Annotated in this window: 17 protein-coding genes; 8 read left to right on the top strand and 9 right to left on the bottom strand. The window is 31.8% G+C overall.

The window, feature by feature from the left end:
- Position 1: 1 nt before the first annotated feature.
- Entirely contained in the window at positions 2–1,777 is a 1,776-nt protein-coding gene (locus ACIQZ1_RS03190) for an AMP-dependent synthetase/ligase (RefSeq protein WP_396158997.1), read from the bottom strand.
- Positions 1,778–1,885: 108 nt separating this feature from the next.
- On the opposite strand from ACIQZ1_RS03190, the gene ACIQZ1_RS03195 reads away from it, so the two are divergent.
- Together ACIQZ1_RS03195 and ACIQZ1_RS03200 are read left to right on the top strand one after the other, a co-directional pair.
- On the top strand, positions 1,886–3,820 hold the full coding sequence (locus tag ACIQZ1_RS03195) for an LTA synthase family protein (RefSeq protein ID WP_396158999.1): 1,935 nt from the start codon (positions 1,886–1,888) through the stop codon (positions 3,818–3,820).
- Between the two features lie 33 nt (positions 3,821–3,853).
- Positions 3,854–4,426, top strand: a complete 573-nt coding sequence (locus ACIQZ1_RS03200; protein WP_396159001.1) for a dual specificity protein phosphatase family protein — start codon at positions 3,854–3,856, stop codon at positions 4,424–4,426.
- A gap of 108 nt (positions 4,427–4,534) precedes the next feature.
- Here the strand turns inward: ACIQZ1_RS03200 and ACIQZ1_RS03205 are convergent, their stop codons facing one another.
- From ACIQZ1_RS03205 to ACIQZ1_RS03225, 5 genes are all read right to left on the bottom strand, one after another.
- Positions 4,535–5,308: a sulfite exporter TauE/SafE family protein gene (locus ACIQZ1_RS03205; RefSeq protein ID WP_396159003.1), complete on the bottom strand. Its 774-nt coding sequence runs from the start codon at positions 5,306–5,308 to the stop codon at positions 4,535–4,537.
- A 75-nt stretch (positions 5,309–5,383) separates the two neighbouring features.
- The gene (gene tpiA / locus ACIQZ1_RS03210; RefSeq protein ID WP_396159005.1) at positions 5,384–6,133 is read right to left on the bottom strand and encodes a triose-phosphate isomerase; all 750 of its coding nucleotides are present in this window, start codon (positions 6,131–6,133) and stop codon (positions 5,384–5,386) included.
- A 122-nt stretch (positions 6,134–6,255) separates the two neighbouring features.
- A complete protein-coding gene (locus ACIQZ1_RS03215) occupies positions 6,256–6,747 on the bottom strand; it encodes a TlpA family protein disulfide reductase (protein WP_396159007.1) in 492 nt (163 codons plus the stop codon).
- 69 nt (positions 6,748–6,816) lie between these two features.
- Positions 6,817–7,914 (bottom strand): MauE/DoxX family redox-associated membrane protein, encoded by a 1,098-nt coding sequence (locus ACIQZ1_RS03220; protein WP_396159009.1) that lies wholly within the window; start codon positions 7,912–7,914, stop codon positions 6,817–6,819.
- Between the two features lie 60 nt (positions 7,915–7,974).
- Positions 7,975–8,514: a DUF1599 domain-containing protein gene (locus ACIQZ1_RS03225; protein ID WP_396159011.1), complete on the bottom strand. Its 540-nt coding sequence runs from the start codon at positions 8,512–8,514 to the stop codon at positions 7,975–7,977.
- A gap of 47 nt (positions 8,515–8,561) precedes the next feature.
- Between ACIQZ1_RS03225 and folP the strand changes: the two genes are divergently transcribed.
- On the top strand, positions 8,562–9,383 hold the full coding sequence (gene folP, locus ACIQZ1_RS03230) for a dihydropteroate synthase (protein WP_396159013.1): 822 nt from the start codon (positions 8,562–8,564) through the stop codon (positions 9,381–9,383).
- A 40-nt stretch (positions 9,384–9,423) separates the two neighbouring features.
- On the opposite strand, the gene rlmH is transcribed toward folP, so the two are convergent.
- The gene (gene rlmH, locus ACIQZ1_RS03235; RefSeq protein ID WP_396159015.1) at positions 9,424–9,897 is read right to left on the bottom strand and encodes a 23S rRNA (pseudouridine(1915)-N(3))-methyltransferase RlmH; all 474 of its coding nucleotides are present in this window, start codon (positions 9,895–9,897) and stop codon (positions 9,424–9,426) included.
- Between the two features lie 72 nt (positions 9,898–9,969).
- A complete protein-coding gene (locus ACIQZ1_RS03240) occupies positions 9,970–10,686 on the bottom strand; it encodes a YebC/PmpR family DNA-binding transcriptional regulator (RefSeq protein ID WP_353076555.1) in 717 nt (238 codons plus the stop codon).
- A gap of 165 nt (positions 10,687–10,851) precedes the next feature.
- Here ACIQZ1_RS03240 and ACIQZ1_RS03245 point away from each other — a divergent pair, with 165 nt between their 5' ends.
- A complete protein-coding gene (locus tag ACIQZ1_RS03245; protein WP_396159016.1) occupies positions 10,852–12,522 on the top strand; it encodes a pseudouridine synthase in 1,671 nt (556 codons plus the stop codon).
- Positions 12,523–12,564: 42 nt separating this feature from the next.
- On the opposite strand, the gene hutI is transcribed toward ACIQZ1_RS03245, so the two are convergent.
- A complete protein-coding gene (hutI, locus tag ACIQZ1_RS03250; protein WP_396159018.1) occupies positions 12,565–13,800 on the bottom strand; it encodes an imidazolonepropionase in 1,236 nt (411 codons plus the stop codon).
- Between the two features lie 48 nt (positions 13,801–13,848).
- On the opposite strand from hutI, the gene corA reads away from it, so the two are divergent.
- From corA to arsB, 4 genes are all read left to right on the top strand, one after another.
- Complete coding sequence (gene corA / locus ACIQZ1_RS03255; RefSeq protein WP_396159020.1) at positions 13,849–14,913, top strand: magnesium/cobalt transporter CorA; 1,065 nt, start codon at positions 13,849–13,851, stop codon at positions 14,911–14,913.
- Positions 14,914–15,002: 89 nt separating this feature from the next.
- The gene (locus tag ACIQZ1_RS03260; RefSeq protein WP_396159022.1) at positions 15,003–15,326 is read left to right on the top strand and encodes an ArsR/SmtB family transcription factor; all 324 of its coding nucleotides are present in this window, start codon (positions 15,003–15,005) and stop codon (positions 15,324–15,326) included.
- A gap of 17 nt (positions 15,327–15,343) precedes the next feature.
- Entirely contained in the window at positions 15,344–15,952 is a 609-nt protein-coding gene (locus ACIQZ1_RS03265; protein WP_396159024.1) for a protein-tyrosine-phosphatase, read from the top strand.
- A 6-nt stretch (positions 15,953–15,958) separates the two neighbouring features.
- Positions 15,959–16,993: an ACR3 family arsenite efflux transporter gene (arsB, locus tag ACIQZ1_RS03270; protein ID WP_396159026.1), complete on the top strand. Its 1,035-nt coding sequence runs from the start codon at positions 15,959–15,961 to the stop codon at positions 16,991–16,993.
- Positions 16,994–17,180 lie beyond the last annotated feature (187 nt).

The following is a 17,180-nucleotide window of genomic DNA, read 5'->3' on the forward strand; positions in this document are numbered from 1 at the left end:
TTTATGATTGATAAATTTTATCGTAAAGGGTTTGGTATTTCTCTTTGATTATTTTACGTTTCAATTTCATAGTTGGCGTTAAATGCCCAGCATCAATTGACCACAAATCTGGTGTTAATTCAAAACGTTTTACTTGTTCCCAATTCCCAAATTTTTTGTTGGCTTCATCAATATCTTCTTGAATTCGTGCAATAACTTTTGGATTGTTACAAAGGTCTTCATTAGAATTTCCTAAATCTATATTATGTCTGATTGCCCATTCTTTTACGAAATCAAATGCCGGTTGAATGAAAGCAGCTGGCATTTTTTCGCCATCGCCAATAACCATAATTTGCTCGATAAAACGAGATTGTTTGAATGAATTTTCTAATACTTGTGGCGCAACATACTTACCACCAGAAGTTTTAAACATTTCTTTTTTACGATCGGTGATTTTTAAGAAGCCATCGGCATCAATTTCACCAATATCTCCTGTGTGGAAATAGCCGTTTTTAATTACTTCAGCAGTTTGTGCTTCGTCTTTATAATACCCAATCATTACGTTTGGTCCTTTACAAAGAATTTCACCGTCTTCAGCTATTTTAACTTCAACGTTTTCAATTACTCTACCAACAGTTCCAATTCTGAAACCGCCATTTCGCATATCGTTTACAGAAATTACTGGAGACGTTTCCGTTAATCCGTATCCTTCCATTACTGGAATTCCAGCGGCTGTAAATACTTTGGTTAAACGTGTTTGTAAAGCCGCACTACCAGAAACTAACATTTCCAATTCGCCACCCAAACCTTCTTGCCATTTAGAGAAAATTAATTTTCTGGCAATGGCCAATTTGAAGTTATAAAAGGCACCATTTTCATTATAAGGTTTGTAAGCCATACCTAAATCTAATGCCCAAAAGAATAATCGTTTTTTAATTCCTGTTAAATCGGCTCCTTTTGCGTAAATTTTATCGTACACTTTTTCTAAAAGTCTTGGTACAACTGACATTACGTGCGGATGTACTTCTTTTAAATTGTCAGATATTTTTTCAATGCTTTCCGCAAAATAAATGGATATTCCACCATATTGATACAAATACGTTAGCATTCTTTCGAAAATATGGCAAATAGGCAAGAAACTCAACGCACGCGTACTTCCTTTTCGTAACGGCATTCTTTTATCTGAATTTAACACATCAGAAACAATGTTATCATGTGTAAGCATTACCCCTTTTGGTCGACCTGTAGTTCCTGAAGTATAAATTATAGTTGCTAAATCGGAAGGTAAAACCGCATCTTTACGAGCTTCTACCTCATTTTGATTGGCGTCATCTTTACCGGTTTCTAATAAATCACTCCATTTTTTACAACCAGAAATTTCGTTAAACGAATAAATATCTTTTAATAATGGAATATTAGCGTGTACCGCTTTTAATTTTTCATATACTTCTTGGTCAGATACGAAACAGTATTTTGCTTCAGAATGATTTAAAATATATTCGTAATCTTCAGAAGATATGGTTGGATAAATAGGAACATTTTGTGCTCCAGTTTGCAAAATTCCAATATCTGAAATATGCCATTCTGTTCTATTGTTTGATGAAATGATAGCAATTTTATCATTTTTTTCAACCCCTAAATGTAATAAGGCTCTGGATAAAGCATTGGCTTTATTGATGTATTCTTGTGTAGAAGTTTTAATCCAATCAGTACCATTTTTAGTTACCAAAGCATCTGGTAAGTTGTAATTTTCTAATTGAAAATAAGGAAAATCAAAAAGTCGTGTTACATTTTTCATATAAAAGTTATTTTAAACTGCAATTTATAAAAAAATAGAACTTTATAAAAATATTTCACTGAAAAACTTTGATTATTGTTAATTTTGCATCAATTAAATTATAATTAAATGAAATCATTTTTCAGATTAAACGAATACAGCGTGTTGTTTTACAGAATAGCATTGGCGTATTTGTTTTATTTTATAGCTCGAATTTTATTCTTTACATATAATAACGATATTTTGGATGTAAATTCAGTAACTGAGTTTTTACAGATTTCGTACCATGGTTTGGTTTTTGATACCACGGCCATTTTATATGTAAATGGGCTATTTATTTTATTGTCTACTTTACCATTTTTTATAAATACAAAACCGAAGTATCAAAAAGGATTATTTTATTTGTATTTCATATCAAATTTATTTTTTTACGCCTTTAATTTTGTTGATTTAATCTATTACAAATACAATTTTTCTCGATTAACACTTGCCGCTTGGGATTTGGTAAAAAATGAAGAATCAAAAGGCGGTATGTTATTTCGATTTTTAATTACCTATTGGCATGTGTTTTTGTTGTTTATAGTAGTATCTGCTTTATGGGTTTTATTGTATCAAAAAGTAAAAGTGAAACACAATTTAGTAGAAAATGCTAAGATAAAATATGTTGCAAAATCTATTTTTGGTGTTTTAGTAATAGCCACTTTATGTATTGGTGGGATTCGTGGCGATTTCAAGAAAAGTACTCGACCAATTAATTTAGTAGACGCCAACAGATTTGTAAAAAAATCACAACAAGCCGATTTGGTTTTAAATTCTACTTTTTCGTTTTTAAGAACATTGGGTGTACAGACTTTTAAAAAAACCGATTTTAACATACCAGAAGACGTTGTTAATGCAAATTTTCAACCTATAAAGTTGTATGATTCTAATACTCCAACTTCACCAAATATTGTATTGATTATCACCGAAAGTATGGGTAGAGAATATATTGGTGCATTTAATAAAAACACAAAAATTAAGGATTATGTGAGTTATACGCCTTTTATTGATTCCTTGGCTACCGAAAGTTTAATTTTCACCAATGCGTATGCAAATGGGTATAAATCCATACACGGAATGTCGTCTATATTATCAGGAATTCCTTCATTTAAAGATGCCTTTACGTCTTCTCCGTATGCCAAACAAAAAATTGGCTCTATGGTTTCTTGTTTAAAAAGTAAAGGGTATGATACTTCATTTTTTCACGGTGCACCAAATGGTTCAATGGGATTTTTAGGATTTGGAAATATTTTAGGTTTTGACCATTATTATGGTATGACAGAATACGGAAATGATGCCGATTTTGATGGTTCGTGGGGAATTTGGGATGTGCCTTTTATGCAATTTATGAATAAAACAATAAGTCAAAAGAAAGCACCATTTTTTAGTACCATTTTTACGGTAACTTCGCACGAACCATACGTGGTGCCTACAGAGTTTAAAAATAAACTACCAAAAGGAACCAACCCTATGCATCAGCCTGTAGGGTATACAGATTATGCTTTTAAAAAGTTTTTTGAATCCGCTAAAAAACAACCTTGGTTTGAAAATACTATATTTATTATCACCGCAGATCATTGTAATTTAGTGAATTATAATGAAGAATACTATCATAAAATAATGAATAGATTAGCGGTTCCTATACTTTTTTATTCACCTAAATATAAACTAAAAGGTGAAAGTAATGAGTTGGCTCAACATATTGATATTTTTCCTACAGTTATGGATATTATTGGGTATAATAAACCATTTAGAAGTTGGGGAAGAAGTTTACTGGATAAAAAACAAGGAATTCAACCTTTTGTAATTAATTATAATACAGGAATGTATAACTTTGCTAAAGGAAATTATGTTTGTGCTTTTGACGGTAAAGTTGCCGTTGGTTTTTACAGTAAAGAGGATAAAGAACAATTGCACAATTTAATTGGAAAAAGAAACAAAGAAATGAATGATATTGAAATGGCTTGTAAAGCTTTTATTCAAGATTATTTTAATAGAATTATTGATAAAAAGTTGAGTAATTAAGTCAAAAATAAAAAGTAATTTTAGAGTAGTAAAATGAAAAAGAAAATATTAGTTTCAGTTATAGTAATTGCGGCACTTTTTTGGGCAAAGAGCTATTTTTATGATTATAAAATAAACCATAATTTAAAAGTAATTTCCGAAGGTAAAGTATATAAAAGTGGCGTCATTCCACCAGAAGATATTGCCGATTTTGTAAAAGAGTATAATATTAAAAGCATTATCGATTTGCGTTTTCCAGGAACCGGTGATGATGTAAATAATCCAGAAATTCCGGTAGAACTTATTGCAGAAAAAGAAGCAGCTGCTAAAATTGAAGGATTGAATTATTTCAATATTGGCTCAGATCAAGTGCCAAAACCTGAAAATTTAGACGCTTTTTTTAATGTAATGGACAATAAAGCAAATTATCCAGTATTAATTCATTGTTTTCACGGTGTGGGAAGAGCCGAAATGTATTCCGCCATTTATCGTATAGAATATGAAAATTGGGACAGAGACGAAGCGAGAACAGAAACCCGTTTTTTAACCAAATTCAGTTCTTTCGATTTAGGAAAACCAAAAGGAGATTTTTTACATAAATATGTGAAAAGGGAAAACAGAAGATAGAGTATAGAAAATAGAGTATAGAAATAGAATCTGAAACAAGTTCAGATTGACAAGGTTTTGAATTTAATCTGTGAAAATCCCTTTCATCCGTTGAATCCGTGTACCCATCTAAACAATCCCAAACCCCAAAGCAATCGCAAATACAATAATCATAAATGCCACGATTTTCTGAACGGTGTTTATGGTTATTTTTTTTACCAATTTGTTTCCATAATACACACCTATAAACGCAGCAAGGGTTGCAATAATTACTAAATTGATATTTAAATTGTCCTTCACTTTTGAAATGTTGGTAAAATACACCGACATTCTACTTATGTCTATCATACAAGCGATAAGTACACCAGTGGCAATAAACGCTTCTTTAGACAAACCAACTTTCGTTAAAAACGCACTTCGTAATGCGCCTTGATGCCCTGAAAGTCCGCCAAAAAAGCCACTTAATATACCACCAAGAGGCAAATATTTTTCTGGAAATTGTAAGTTTTTTAATTTCGGAAATAACTCAAATAAAGCGAAGAAAATTAGTAAAATAGCCACAATGCTTTTCATTATTGTAATTTGAAAAACGGTATTATTAATTGTATATTCAGCTATAATAGTAGCATAAGTAATCTTATCTAAAAGCAGTGCACCAAGAAAAGAAAAAATCAATGCGGGAATTCCAAATTGTATTGCAATTTTCCAATCAATATGTTTTTTAACCAAAACAAATTTAAATGCATTGTTCAAAAAATGAACTATGGCAGTTAAAGCAATCGCCACATCTATAGGAAAAAATAAGGCAAAAGCAGGTAATAACAATGTTCCTAATCCAAAACCAGAGAAAAAGGTTAGGGCAGAAGCAAGCAATGCTACAATTGGGATTAAGAGGTATTCCATTTTTGAGTTTAAAGTTTAAAGTTTAAAGTTTCAGGTTGTTTTAATTAACTCGAAACCTTAAACTTGAAACAAAAATTATATTCCAGAAATAATTCCGAAAAAATCGTTAGCGTTTAATGCCGCTCCACCGATTAATCCGCCGTCAACATCTGGTTTAGAAAAAATTTCTTTGGCGTTGTCTGGTTTTACACTTCCACCGTAAAGGATGGAAACATTTTCTGAAATGTCTCTTCCGAAAACTTTATCTACTAAATTTCTAATAAATAAATGCATTTCTTGCGCTTGTTCTGGAGAGGCCGTTTCGCCAGTTCCAATTGCCCAAACAGGTTCGTAAGCCAATACAATATTTTTCCAGTTTTCTTTTGAAATATGAAACAAACCATCACGTAATTGGTATTCCACAACGTTAAAATGATTGTCGCTTTGTCTGTCTTTTAATTCTTCGCCAAAGCAAAAAATAACAGTCATATCGTGAGCCAATGCGGTAGCTACTTTGTTAGCTAATAAGGCATCATTTTCGTGAAAATAAGCTCTTCTTTCACTGTGTCCTAAAATTACAGTGTTAACGCCAATACTGGTTAACATTGATGCAGAAACTTCACCTGTAAACGCACCACCTTCCGCTTGGTGCATATTTTGCGCCGCGATTTTAATATCTGAACCCGCTACTAATTCAATAGCTTTTGCTAAATAAGGAAAAGGAGTAGCTAAAATAACTTCAGCTGAATTGTTTGGCTTATTGTTTTTAATTTCATTGATTAATTCAATGGCTTGCGGTAAGGTTTTATTCATTTTCCAGTTACCGGCTACGATGTTTTTTCTCATTTTTTAATTTAGTTATAACATTTTTTTTGAACACAGATTGGAAAAATTATTAAAATTATTAAAATTTCTCCAATCTGTGTTGAAAGAATAAAAAATGCTTATTTTGGTTATGATATTTTATTTTATTTAGATGTTTCTATACTTTCAATGATTTTATCGAAGTCTTTTTCGATGGCGCGAAACAAAACTATTTTTCCTTCTTTGTTAATTACCATAAAACGTGGAATCCAATCCAATTTTATTGAAGTTCCAAATTCGCCTTTCATTCCGTCTGTAATCAAATAATTTTCGCCCGTTACCTCGTGTTTTTCAATGCCACTTTTCCATGCATCAAAGGTTTTATCACAAGATAAATTTACAAAAGCAACTTCTGGAAATTTTTCTTTTAATTCTTTAACCTGAGGCATACTTTTTATACAGTCCGAACACCACGATGCCCAAACTTCAATTACCACAGTTTTGCCGTGGTTTTGCTTTAAAATTTCATCAAAAGAAATCTCTTGATTTTCAGAATTGATTAATTTTGCAGTTAAACTTTCTTTAGAAAATTCAGTTTGTGCTTGGCAAGATGTTAACCCAAGTCCTAATGCTAATGTAGCTAAGATTTTTTTCATAAAAATATTTTTATTTAAATTCGAATTTGTTATTTGGAATTTGTTATTTGGAATTTGTTATTTGGAATTTTATTTTTTGTATATAACTTTCTCTAATGCTTTACTGTTAAATGCTTTTTCGGAAATACCATCAAAAAATTTAATTACGTTTCCGTTGTGTAAATATACTACACCAGGGGTGTCTTTTCCTGTGCCTAATTTTGTCCAAAACGGAATGATATCAATTACTTTATGTGGGAATTGTTTTCCAGCGTATTTAAAGAAATCTGGAATTTTTTCCGCTTCTTCGTCCATAAATACAATTTGAACTTCAGGGAAATCTTTATGTTTTTTTTGTAAAGCGTTTATATCTTTTGCAGCATCTCTACAATGTTCGCAACCTGGAACGAAAAAACACAATATTTTTTGACCTTTGTCTATATCTGAATATAAGTCAGCATAACCTGAAATCGCTTGTTTTGGTCCTACTTCTTTTTTTACTTCTTCAACCGCTTCTTCAACTTTAATTTTCGATGAATCGATGGTTTTAATTTCCTCGATTTTTACCGAATCCGTTAATTTTGATATCGAATCAGTTGAAATATTGATATTGTCAGTGCTATTTGATAGTGATGTTGAACTCGCTTTCATTGGTGCCAACATAAACAAACCTAATATACAAGCTAAAGTGATACTGGTTAACATCCAAATATTTGATTTTTTATCGTTTTCTGAAATTTTCCATAACCAAATTAATAATCCAACTGCGATGATATTTTTAATAATGGCTTCAATAGGAGTCATTGGAATTAATTCGCCAAAACAACCACAATTTCCTGAATTTCCTCCACTTAAAAAAGTAACATAACTCAAATGAATGATAAAAACACTCAACAAGCCAACTGTAGCGGGAATAGTAATGCGTTTTAAGAAATTATTGCTAAGTAATAAAAAGCCTAGAGCAAACTCGATTCCAATTAAAATTCTTGAAAAATAGGGCGCAAGTGTATCTGAAAATCCTAAAGTTAAAAGTTGTTTGACTTCAAAAGTAGAAATAGCAAAATAGGGAGAAAAATCGATAAATGGAAAATCAGAAATCCATCCTTTAGATATTTTCGCAATTGCTGAAACTATAAAAAGTAAAGCAATAACTATTCTTAACGTCCAAGATATATTTTTTTTGTTCATTTTAATGTGTTTTAACAAATATAAACAGGCTTTTTGATAATTTGTGTTAATAAGATGTTATTAAAATTTTTCCATCAAAATCAAAGCAAAAACCGAATAGTTTATCATATCTTGATAATTGGCATCAATACCTTCAGAAACTAATGTTTTTCCTTGGTTGTCTTCAATTTGTTTCACGCGTAATAACTTTTGAATAATCAAATCTGTTAGTGAGCTCACACGCATATCGCGCCAAGCTTCCCCATAATCGTGATTTTTATCTTCCATTAATTCTTTCGTGATTTCAATTTTGTGATTGAATAATTTTATTGCTTCATCAGCTGATAAATCCGGTTGAGAAGCAATTCCTTTATCCATTTGAATTAAAGCCATTACGCAATAATTGATAATCCCAATAAATTCTGACGTTTCATCTTCATCTACTTTTCTTACGTCGTTTTCTTGTAAACTTCTTATGCGTTGTGCTTTAATAAATATTTGATCGGTTAATGAAGGCAAACGTAAAACCCGCCAAGCCGTACCATAATCGTGGGCTTTTTTTGTAAATAATTCTCTGCAAACAGCTATAACTTTGTCGTATTCTTGTGAGGTATTGCTCATTATTATTTTATATTTGTATCAAAGTTCAAATATAAGTAAAAAATACTATGTCAACAATAAACTGTAAAGGAACGCTCATCAACTTATCAACACCCAAAGTAATGGGTATTGTTAATGTGACACCAGATTCATTTTTTGATGGTGGAAAACTTACAAATTCTAATGAAATTCTTTTTCAGGTAGAAAAAATGTTAGTTGATGGCGCTACTTTTATTGATTTAGGTGGCTATTCGAGTAAACCTTCAGCCGAATTTGTATCCGAAACAGAAGAATTAAATCGCGTGATACCAATTGTAAAGTTATTAGTTGAGAATTTTCCCGATATTTTACTTTCTATTGATACTTTTAGAAGCGAAGTAGCCAAACAAGCCATCGAAAATGGAGCGGCTCTAATTAATGATATTTCTGCTGGTCTGTTAGATGAAAAAATGTTAGAAACGGTAGCTAAATTACAAGTTCCGTATATTATGATGCATATGAAAGGCACGCCACAAACTATGCAAAGCTTAGCGAATTATGACGATTTACTTAAAGAAATGAATTATTATTTTTCGGAACGAATTGCGAAAGCGAGACGTTTTGGTTTAAACGACATCATCATCGATCCTGGCTTTGGATTTGCGAAAACCTTAGAACATAATTACGAGTTACTTCAGAATTTAGAACTATTACAATTTCACGATTTACCTATTTTAGCAGGAATTTCAAGAAAATCAATGATTTATAAAGCTTTGGAAACTTCGCCAGAAGAAGCGTTAAACGGAACGACTTTTTTACACGCATTCTGTTTACAAAAAGGCGCAAATATTTTAAGAGTTCACGATGTAAAAGAAGCAGTGGAATGCGTGAACCTGTATTTACGATTTTAGATTGTAAGAATTCGTAAATCTAAATTCGTAAATCAAAAATTTATTGATGGTGATACGGTTCGTTATTCAAGATAGTAAACCCTCTGTAAATTTGTTCAATTACAAATAAACGTACCATTTGATGTGAAAAAGTCATTTGAGATAAAGCGACTTTTCCTTGTGCTTTTTGATACACTTCTTCTGAAAATCCGTAAGGTCCTCCAATTACAAACACCAACGTTTTAATTCCAGAGTTCATTTTCTTTTGTAAAAAATCAGAAAATCCAACACTAGTATATTCCTTTCCGTTTTCGTCTAATAAAATTAATTGGTCAGTTGGTGCTAATTTTCCTAAAATGAGTTGTCCTTCTTTTATTTTTTGTTCCGATTCCGATAAGTTTTTTACGTTTTTTATATCCGGTATTACTTCTAAATCGAACTTAATATAAAATCCCAATCGCTTGGTATATTCTTCAATTAAAGCGTTTAGATTTTTATTATCTGTTTTGCCTATGGCGATAAGTTTTATGTTCATTTCGAGTTGTTTTTTTAAACAAAAAACTCCAGATTACTCTGAAGTTTTGTAATGCTAACTTTAAATTGAATACTAATTTTCTAACATAGTGTGAAACACGTTCATTACATCATCGTCTTCTTCAATTTTTTCTAATAATTTTTCTACATCAGCTACTTGCTCTGGTGTTAATTCTTTGGTTACTTGAGGAATTCTATCAAATCCAGAAGATAAAATTTCTAAACCTCTAGATTCTAATTCTTTCTGAATGGCTCCGAAACTTTCAAAAGGTGCATACATTAAAATGCCATCTTCATCATCAGCGAAAATTTCTTCTACACCAAAATCAATCATTTCTAATTCTAATTCGTCTATATCTTGTCCGGCAGCAGGAATTCTGAAATTACAAGTATGGTCAAACATAAATTCAACCGAACCTTGTGTTCCCATTGTTCCGTTACATTTATTAAAATAACTTCTAATATTCGCTACGGTTCTATTGTTATTATCAGAGGCGGTTTCAATTAAAATGGCAATTCCGTGTGGCGCATAGCCTTCAAATAAAATTTCTTTATAGTTTGCAGTGTCTTTATCTGTAGCTTTTTTAATGGCACGTTCTACGTTCTCTTTAGGCATATTTACCGCCTTAGAGTTTTGTATGATAGCTCTTAATCGTGAGTTGGCATCTGGGTTTGGACCTCCTTCTTTAACCGCCATTACAATATCTTTACCTATTCTGGTAAATGCTTTAGCCATTGCCGACCAACGCTTCATTTTTCTTCCTTTTCTGAATTCAAACGCTCTTCCCATTTCTCGTTTTGGTTTTTATATATAACTGCAAAAATAAAATAAGCAAGTAGTAAAAAAAAATGTTTGCGCTTTTTTTTTGAGTTTATTAAAATTTAATTGATATGTACGTAATTTTTTGGATTTTGATATTTCACTTTTGGAATTTTTAAATGTTATCTTTGCGAAATGCAAAACCAATTTTTTCAACTTTTTAAAACCGATATTTCAGGAATTACGTTACCTGAAAAGTTTACATTTCCATTTTATTATCAACCACATAAATTGAGTGAAATTGCGGCTGCCTCTTTGCAAGATTATTTAGCAACTCAAACTAATTTTGATCATAATTTTGGATTAGATGCTACTCAGAAAGGTTTGGTTATTGGAAAAATGTTTGGTGTTTTGGTTTGCCAAAATGAGAAAGGTGAATTAGGCTATTTATGGGCGTTTTCAGGAAAATTAGCGAATGAAAATCATCATCAGTATTTTGTTCCTACGGTTTTTGATATGTTAACAGAAGATAGCTTTTTTCGTAAAGAAGAAGAAGTACTAAATGCTTTAAATCGAACACTTGAAAATTTAGAAAATGATGTCAATTACTTACAGACTTTAGCGTCGTTTAACCAAGCTAAAATTCAAGCAGAAACCGAATTACAGCAACAAAAAACAAGAATAAAAGAGCAGAAAATTCTTCGCGACGAAAAGAGAAATCGACTAGAGACTACCTTAAGTAAAGAAGAATTAGAACTTCTTAATTTAGAATTATCCGAAGCTAGTAAGCAAGAAAGCATTTTGTTAAAAAAAATGACAAAATATTGGAAATTGACGTTGCAATCTTTAGAAGAAAAAGTAGCAGTTTTTACTAATGAAATACATCGACTAAAAGAAGATCGAAAAGCCAAATCGTCACAATTACAACAAAAAATATTTTCAGAATATTCTTTTTACAATCAGTACCAAGAGAAGAAAAGTTTAGCTGAAATTTTTAATAATAATCCGCCTGCTGGTGCTGGAGAATGTGCTGCACCAAAGTTATTGCATTATGCTTTCCAACATCAGTTAAAACCTATTTGTATGGCCGAATTTTGGTGGGGACAATCGCCAAATTCCGAAGTACGCCAACACAAGCAATTTTACCCATCTTGTAAAAGTAAATGCGAACCCATTTTGATGGGACATATGCTTAAAGGTTTAGAAATGGAAGAAAATCCATTTATTATGAATCACGCAGCAGGAAAAGACATTGAAATTATATATGAAGATGAGGTTATGCTTGCCATAAATAAACCTACCGAGTTTTTTTCCGTTCCTGGAAAAACCATTTCAGATTCTGTTTATTCACGAATTAAGGAGAAATATCCGGAAGCCACAGGTCCTTTAATAGTGCATCGGTTGGATATGTCCACTTCTGGAATTATGCTTATCGCAAAAAATGAAGCTGCAGCCGTACAATTGCAAAGTCAGTTTATCAATCGAACCATTAAGAAACGCTATGTCGCTTTATTGGATGGTTTATTGGAACAATCTCACGGATATATAGATTTGCCTTTGCGAGTAGATTTAGAGGATAGACCAAGGCAATTGGTTTGTTATGAACATGGAAAATCGGCACAAACCAAGTGGAAAACTATTGAAGTTAAAAATGGTAAAACGAAAGTTCATTTTTATCCCATTACCGGAAGAACGCACCAATTACGAGTGCACGCTTCTCATAGTTTAGGATTACACACACCAATAACAGGTGATGATTTATATGGTACGAAAGCCAATAGATTGCATCTTCACGCCGAATATATTCAGTTTGAACATCCGATTTCAAAGGAAGTTATGGAGATTTTTGTGGAAGCTGGGTTTTAAAATCTCAGTTACTAAGTAGCTTAGTTTCTTAGTTACTAAGTTTTAAAATTTCTTCCCATCCAACCAAACACTATCAATCAAATTCGTAGCAAAACAATACGGAATTTCATAAAAACTATGTAACGGCTTGGTAATAATCAAATTGGCTTTTTTGCCTTTTGTAATACTTCCGTGAGAATCGCTTAAATCCATTGCATAAGCGCCGTTAATTGTGGCGGCATTTATCGCTTCTTCTGGTGTCATTTTCATTTTGATACAAGCCGTTGCAACCACAAAATGCATATTTCCTGAAGGCGTAGTTCCTGGGTTAAAGTCAGAGGCTAATGCTAAAGGTAAACCAGCATTCAACATTTGTCGAGCTGGCGTGTACGGAATCGAAATAAAATACGAACAACTTGGTAACGCCACTGGCATACAATCAGAATTTTTTAATGCTGCGATGTCTTCATCAGTTACAATTTCCAAATGGTCAACACTTAAAGCTCCATTTTCTACACACGCTTTTATTCCGTTAATTGCTGTAAACTGATTTACGTGAATTTTTGGTTTTAGGCCATATTTTTTACCTGCTTCCATAATTTGGATGGTTTCTGAAACACTAAAATAACCCGTTTCCAAAAAGGCATCTATATAATCGGCTAAATGTTCTGCTGCGATTTTGGGTAACATTTCATTGATAATCAAATCGATATACGCTTGATGATTTTCTTTGTATTCCGTTGGAAAAGCGTGTGCACCAAGGAAAGTTGATTTTATCGCAATAGGATAGTTTTCTTTTAATTTTTTTATCACTCGAAGCATTTTCAATTCGCCTTCTACAGTTAAACCGTAACCCGATTTAATTTCAACCGCTCCTGTCCCTTGAGAAATGACTTCTTCTAAACGTTTTTTCGATTGATTATATATTTCGTCTTCGGACGTTTCATTTAATTTCTTTGCCGAATTTAAAATTCCGCCACCGCGATTAGCAATTTCCTCATACGATAAACCATTTATTCTATCTACAAACTCGCCACTTCTATTTCCAGCATATACAATATGGGTATGACTGTCGCAAAAACTTGGCATCACAATTTTTCCAGTAGCATCAATTACTGTTGCTTTTTCTAAATTTGGACAATTTTCCATTAAACCAAAATCGGAAATAAGATCATTTTCCAAAACTAAAAAGGCATTCTCTAAAATAGGTAAATGCGCCATTTCCGAACCTGAAACTTTTTTAATAGAAGTTTCTCTAACTTGGAGTAATTGTTTTATATTTATAATTATGGTTTGCATAAGAATTAGTTATATTTGTAAAAGGTAAAAATACTTATTTAATATAAAGTGCGAAAACTATTATACAAAAAAGGTCGAAAAGTTATACCAACTCTAATTGAGTATACGGGTAAACACGAAAATATTGCACCTGAAATGCAATTATTTGTATATAATTCTGAGGAATTATCTGAATTTGAGGATATAAAATTATCTCAATTGGATAAGCATTTAGATGCGACAAAAAACAATTGGATTAATTTGCACGGCTTGTCGGACATTACCTTAATTAAGGAAATTGGTATAAAATTTAAAATTGATGATTTTATTTTAGGTGATATTTTAAATATTCTGAAACGATCAAAAGTTGAGGAGTACAATCATACACTGTTTTTTAATATTAAGTCTTTACTTCCAGACTCTAACGGTATTGACGTTGAGCAAATAAGTTTTATATTACGTGATGGTTTCTTGTTTTCGTTTCAAGAGAAAAAGAGCGATTTTTTTCTTCATATTCGAGAAAGAATGCGACAACAAGCAGGAATTGTTAGAGATAGAAAAGTCGATTATTTATTATATCTCCTACTTGATGCTGTAATGGAAAATTTTTATATTACCATTGAAAGCGAGGAACATAAAATTGATACGGTTATCGATTTAATTAAAACAAAACCCAATCCGAATATTTTAGAAGATATAGAACACCATAGAGATAATTTAAACTTTCTGCGTCGTTCTATTGTGCCACTTCGCGATTCTTTGTATTCTATAAAAAGTATGAAAGATGACGATGTTTTTAATGTCATTACAGTTGAAAATTATTCGTTTTTCTCTCGTTTACATCAAAAATGTTTGGAACTTTTAGATCAGATTGATGCCGATTTAAGTTCGTTGGAAAGTGCCTCTTCGTTTTATTTTTCATTACAAAGTCATAAAATGAATGAAGTAATGAAAACCTTAACAGTTGTTTCTGTATTCTTTATGCCGTTAACATTTGTTGTAGGTGTATATGGTATGAATTTTGACAATATGCCCGAATTACATTGGGAATACGGCTATTTTTATGTGCTAACTAGTATGTTTTTATTATTTACATCTATGATTATTTATTTCAAAAGAAAAAATTGGTTTTAAATAAATTCACCTAAAATGTTTCTTTTTTTACAGAAACATTTTTTTGTTCAGGTTATTATCGTAATATTGCAATATATAAATATGATACAATGGGAATTACAAAATCTGAATCTTTTACAACAGAACAAAACGATATGGCTAACTTGTTTAAAGCTATGGCAAATCCTGCCAGAGTAGCTATTATTCAATATTTATTAAAGGTCGATTCTTGTATTTGTGGTGATATTGTAAATGAATTACCATTGGCACAACCTACCATTTCTCAACATTTGAAAGAATTAAAAAATGCCAACATCATACAAGGTACTATTGAAGGAAAATCAATTTGTTATTGTTTGAATAAAGAAGTGTTTGAATCTATTGGACGCTATTTTATGGGAATGTATATTAAGTTAGATGCCAAATGTTGTTAATGTAAATTGTGAAAAATATGTTCAAAAATCTATCTAATACGATTGAAATTGTAAAAGAAATCTCTGTTTCAATTGAAAGACAAGCAGTGTTACAACCCTTAGCGGATTACATTCAAAATAAAGTCAATCTTCAAGAAGAAATTCATTTAAATTTTATTTGTACACACAATTCTCGTAGAAGTCATTTGTCGCAAATTTGGGCACAAACTATGGCGTTTCATTTCCAAATTCAAAATGTATTTTGCTATTCTGGTGGAACAGAAGCTACAGCAATGTTTCCAAAAGTAGCTGAAACCTTAACAAATCAAGGATTTCAAATTCAGCAATTAAGCCAAGAACAAAATCCTGTGTATGCTTTAAAATTCGATGAAAATCAACATCCTATTATTTGTTTTTCAAAAACATATTTTGATGATTTTAATCCGAAAACCAATTTCTCAGCCATTATGACTTGCAACAATGCCGATGAAGGTTGTCCTATGGTTTTTGGTGCAGAATCTCGATTTCCAATCAAATATGATGACCCAAAAGCTTTCGATGGCACCGAATTAATGAACGAAAAATACGCAGAACGTAGTTTGCAAATTGCTTCGGAAATGTATTTTGTATTTTCTCAAATAAACTAAATCAAAATGAAAAAAAGATTAGGATTTTTAGACCGATTTTTAACCTTATGGATATTTTTAGCGATGCTAATTGGCGTTTCCATGGGTTATTTTATACCCAATTCAGCTGATTTTATCAACTCTTTTTCTTCGGGAACTACAAATATTCCTTTGGCCATTGGATTGATTTTAATGATGTATCCGCCATTAACCAAAATTGATTTTTCGCAAGTGCCTAAAATGTTTGAGAAACCAAAATTGCTTACCGCTTCGTTTTTTATAACGTGGATTGTTGGCCCTTTTTTAATGTTTTTATTGGCAACTTTTTTCTTAAAAGACTATCCAGAATATATGACGGGTTTAATTATTATTGGTTTAGCTCCTTGTATCGCTATGGTTATTGTTTGGAATGAATTAGCTGAGGGAAACCGGGAATTAACTGCTGGTTTAATAGGCATTAATAGTTTGCTGCAGGTGTTTTTCTTTAGTTTGTATGCCTATTTTTATCTTGAGATTATGTTGCCGTTGTTTGGAATTAAAGGTTTGCAATTAAATATAACTATTGCAGAAATTGCCAAAACCGTTGGGATTTATTTAGGCATTCCGTTTGCTTTGGCAGTTGTGAGTCGATTTGCCATTAAGAAATATTTGGGTGAGAAGTTTTTCAATCAACAATTTATTCCTTTTGTTTCTCCGATTACATTAATTGCTTTGCTTTTTACGATTGTAGTCATGTTCAGTTTAAAAGGTGAAATGATTGTTGATTTACCTTTAGATGTGGTTCGAATCGCCATTCCATTAGTAATTTTCTTCGCAATTATGTTTTTCTTGATGTTTTTCGTTTCTAAGAAAATCGGAGCCAACTACCGCGATGCTGTTGCATTATCATTCACCGCTTCTGGAAATAATTTTGAGTTGGCAATTGCCGTTTCTATTGGTGTTTTTGGTATTAATAGCGGACAAGCTTTTGCCGGTGTTATAGGTCCGTTAGTGGAAGTGCCCGCTTTGATTATTTTAGTGAATGTAGCGTTTTGGTTGCGTAAACGGTTTTTTACAAAGTGATCCAGGTTTAGTTGTATTTATTTTAGTTTTGTTCGGGTTTTGTTCGGTATTCCTTCGGTAAAACCCCTATTTTACCGAAGCCTACCGAACAACTACCGAACAACTACCGAAGAAATACCGAATAAAACTTCGTGTATTTACTAAAAATATATGTAAGGTATAGAGGTTGTAGTGTTTAGTTTTTGTT

Origin of the sequence: Flavobacterium sp., from assembly GCF_044341185.1 — a bacterium.
Classification (GTDB): domain Bacteria; phylum Bacteroidota; class Bacteroidia; order Flavobacteriales; family Flavobacteriaceae; genus Flavobacterium.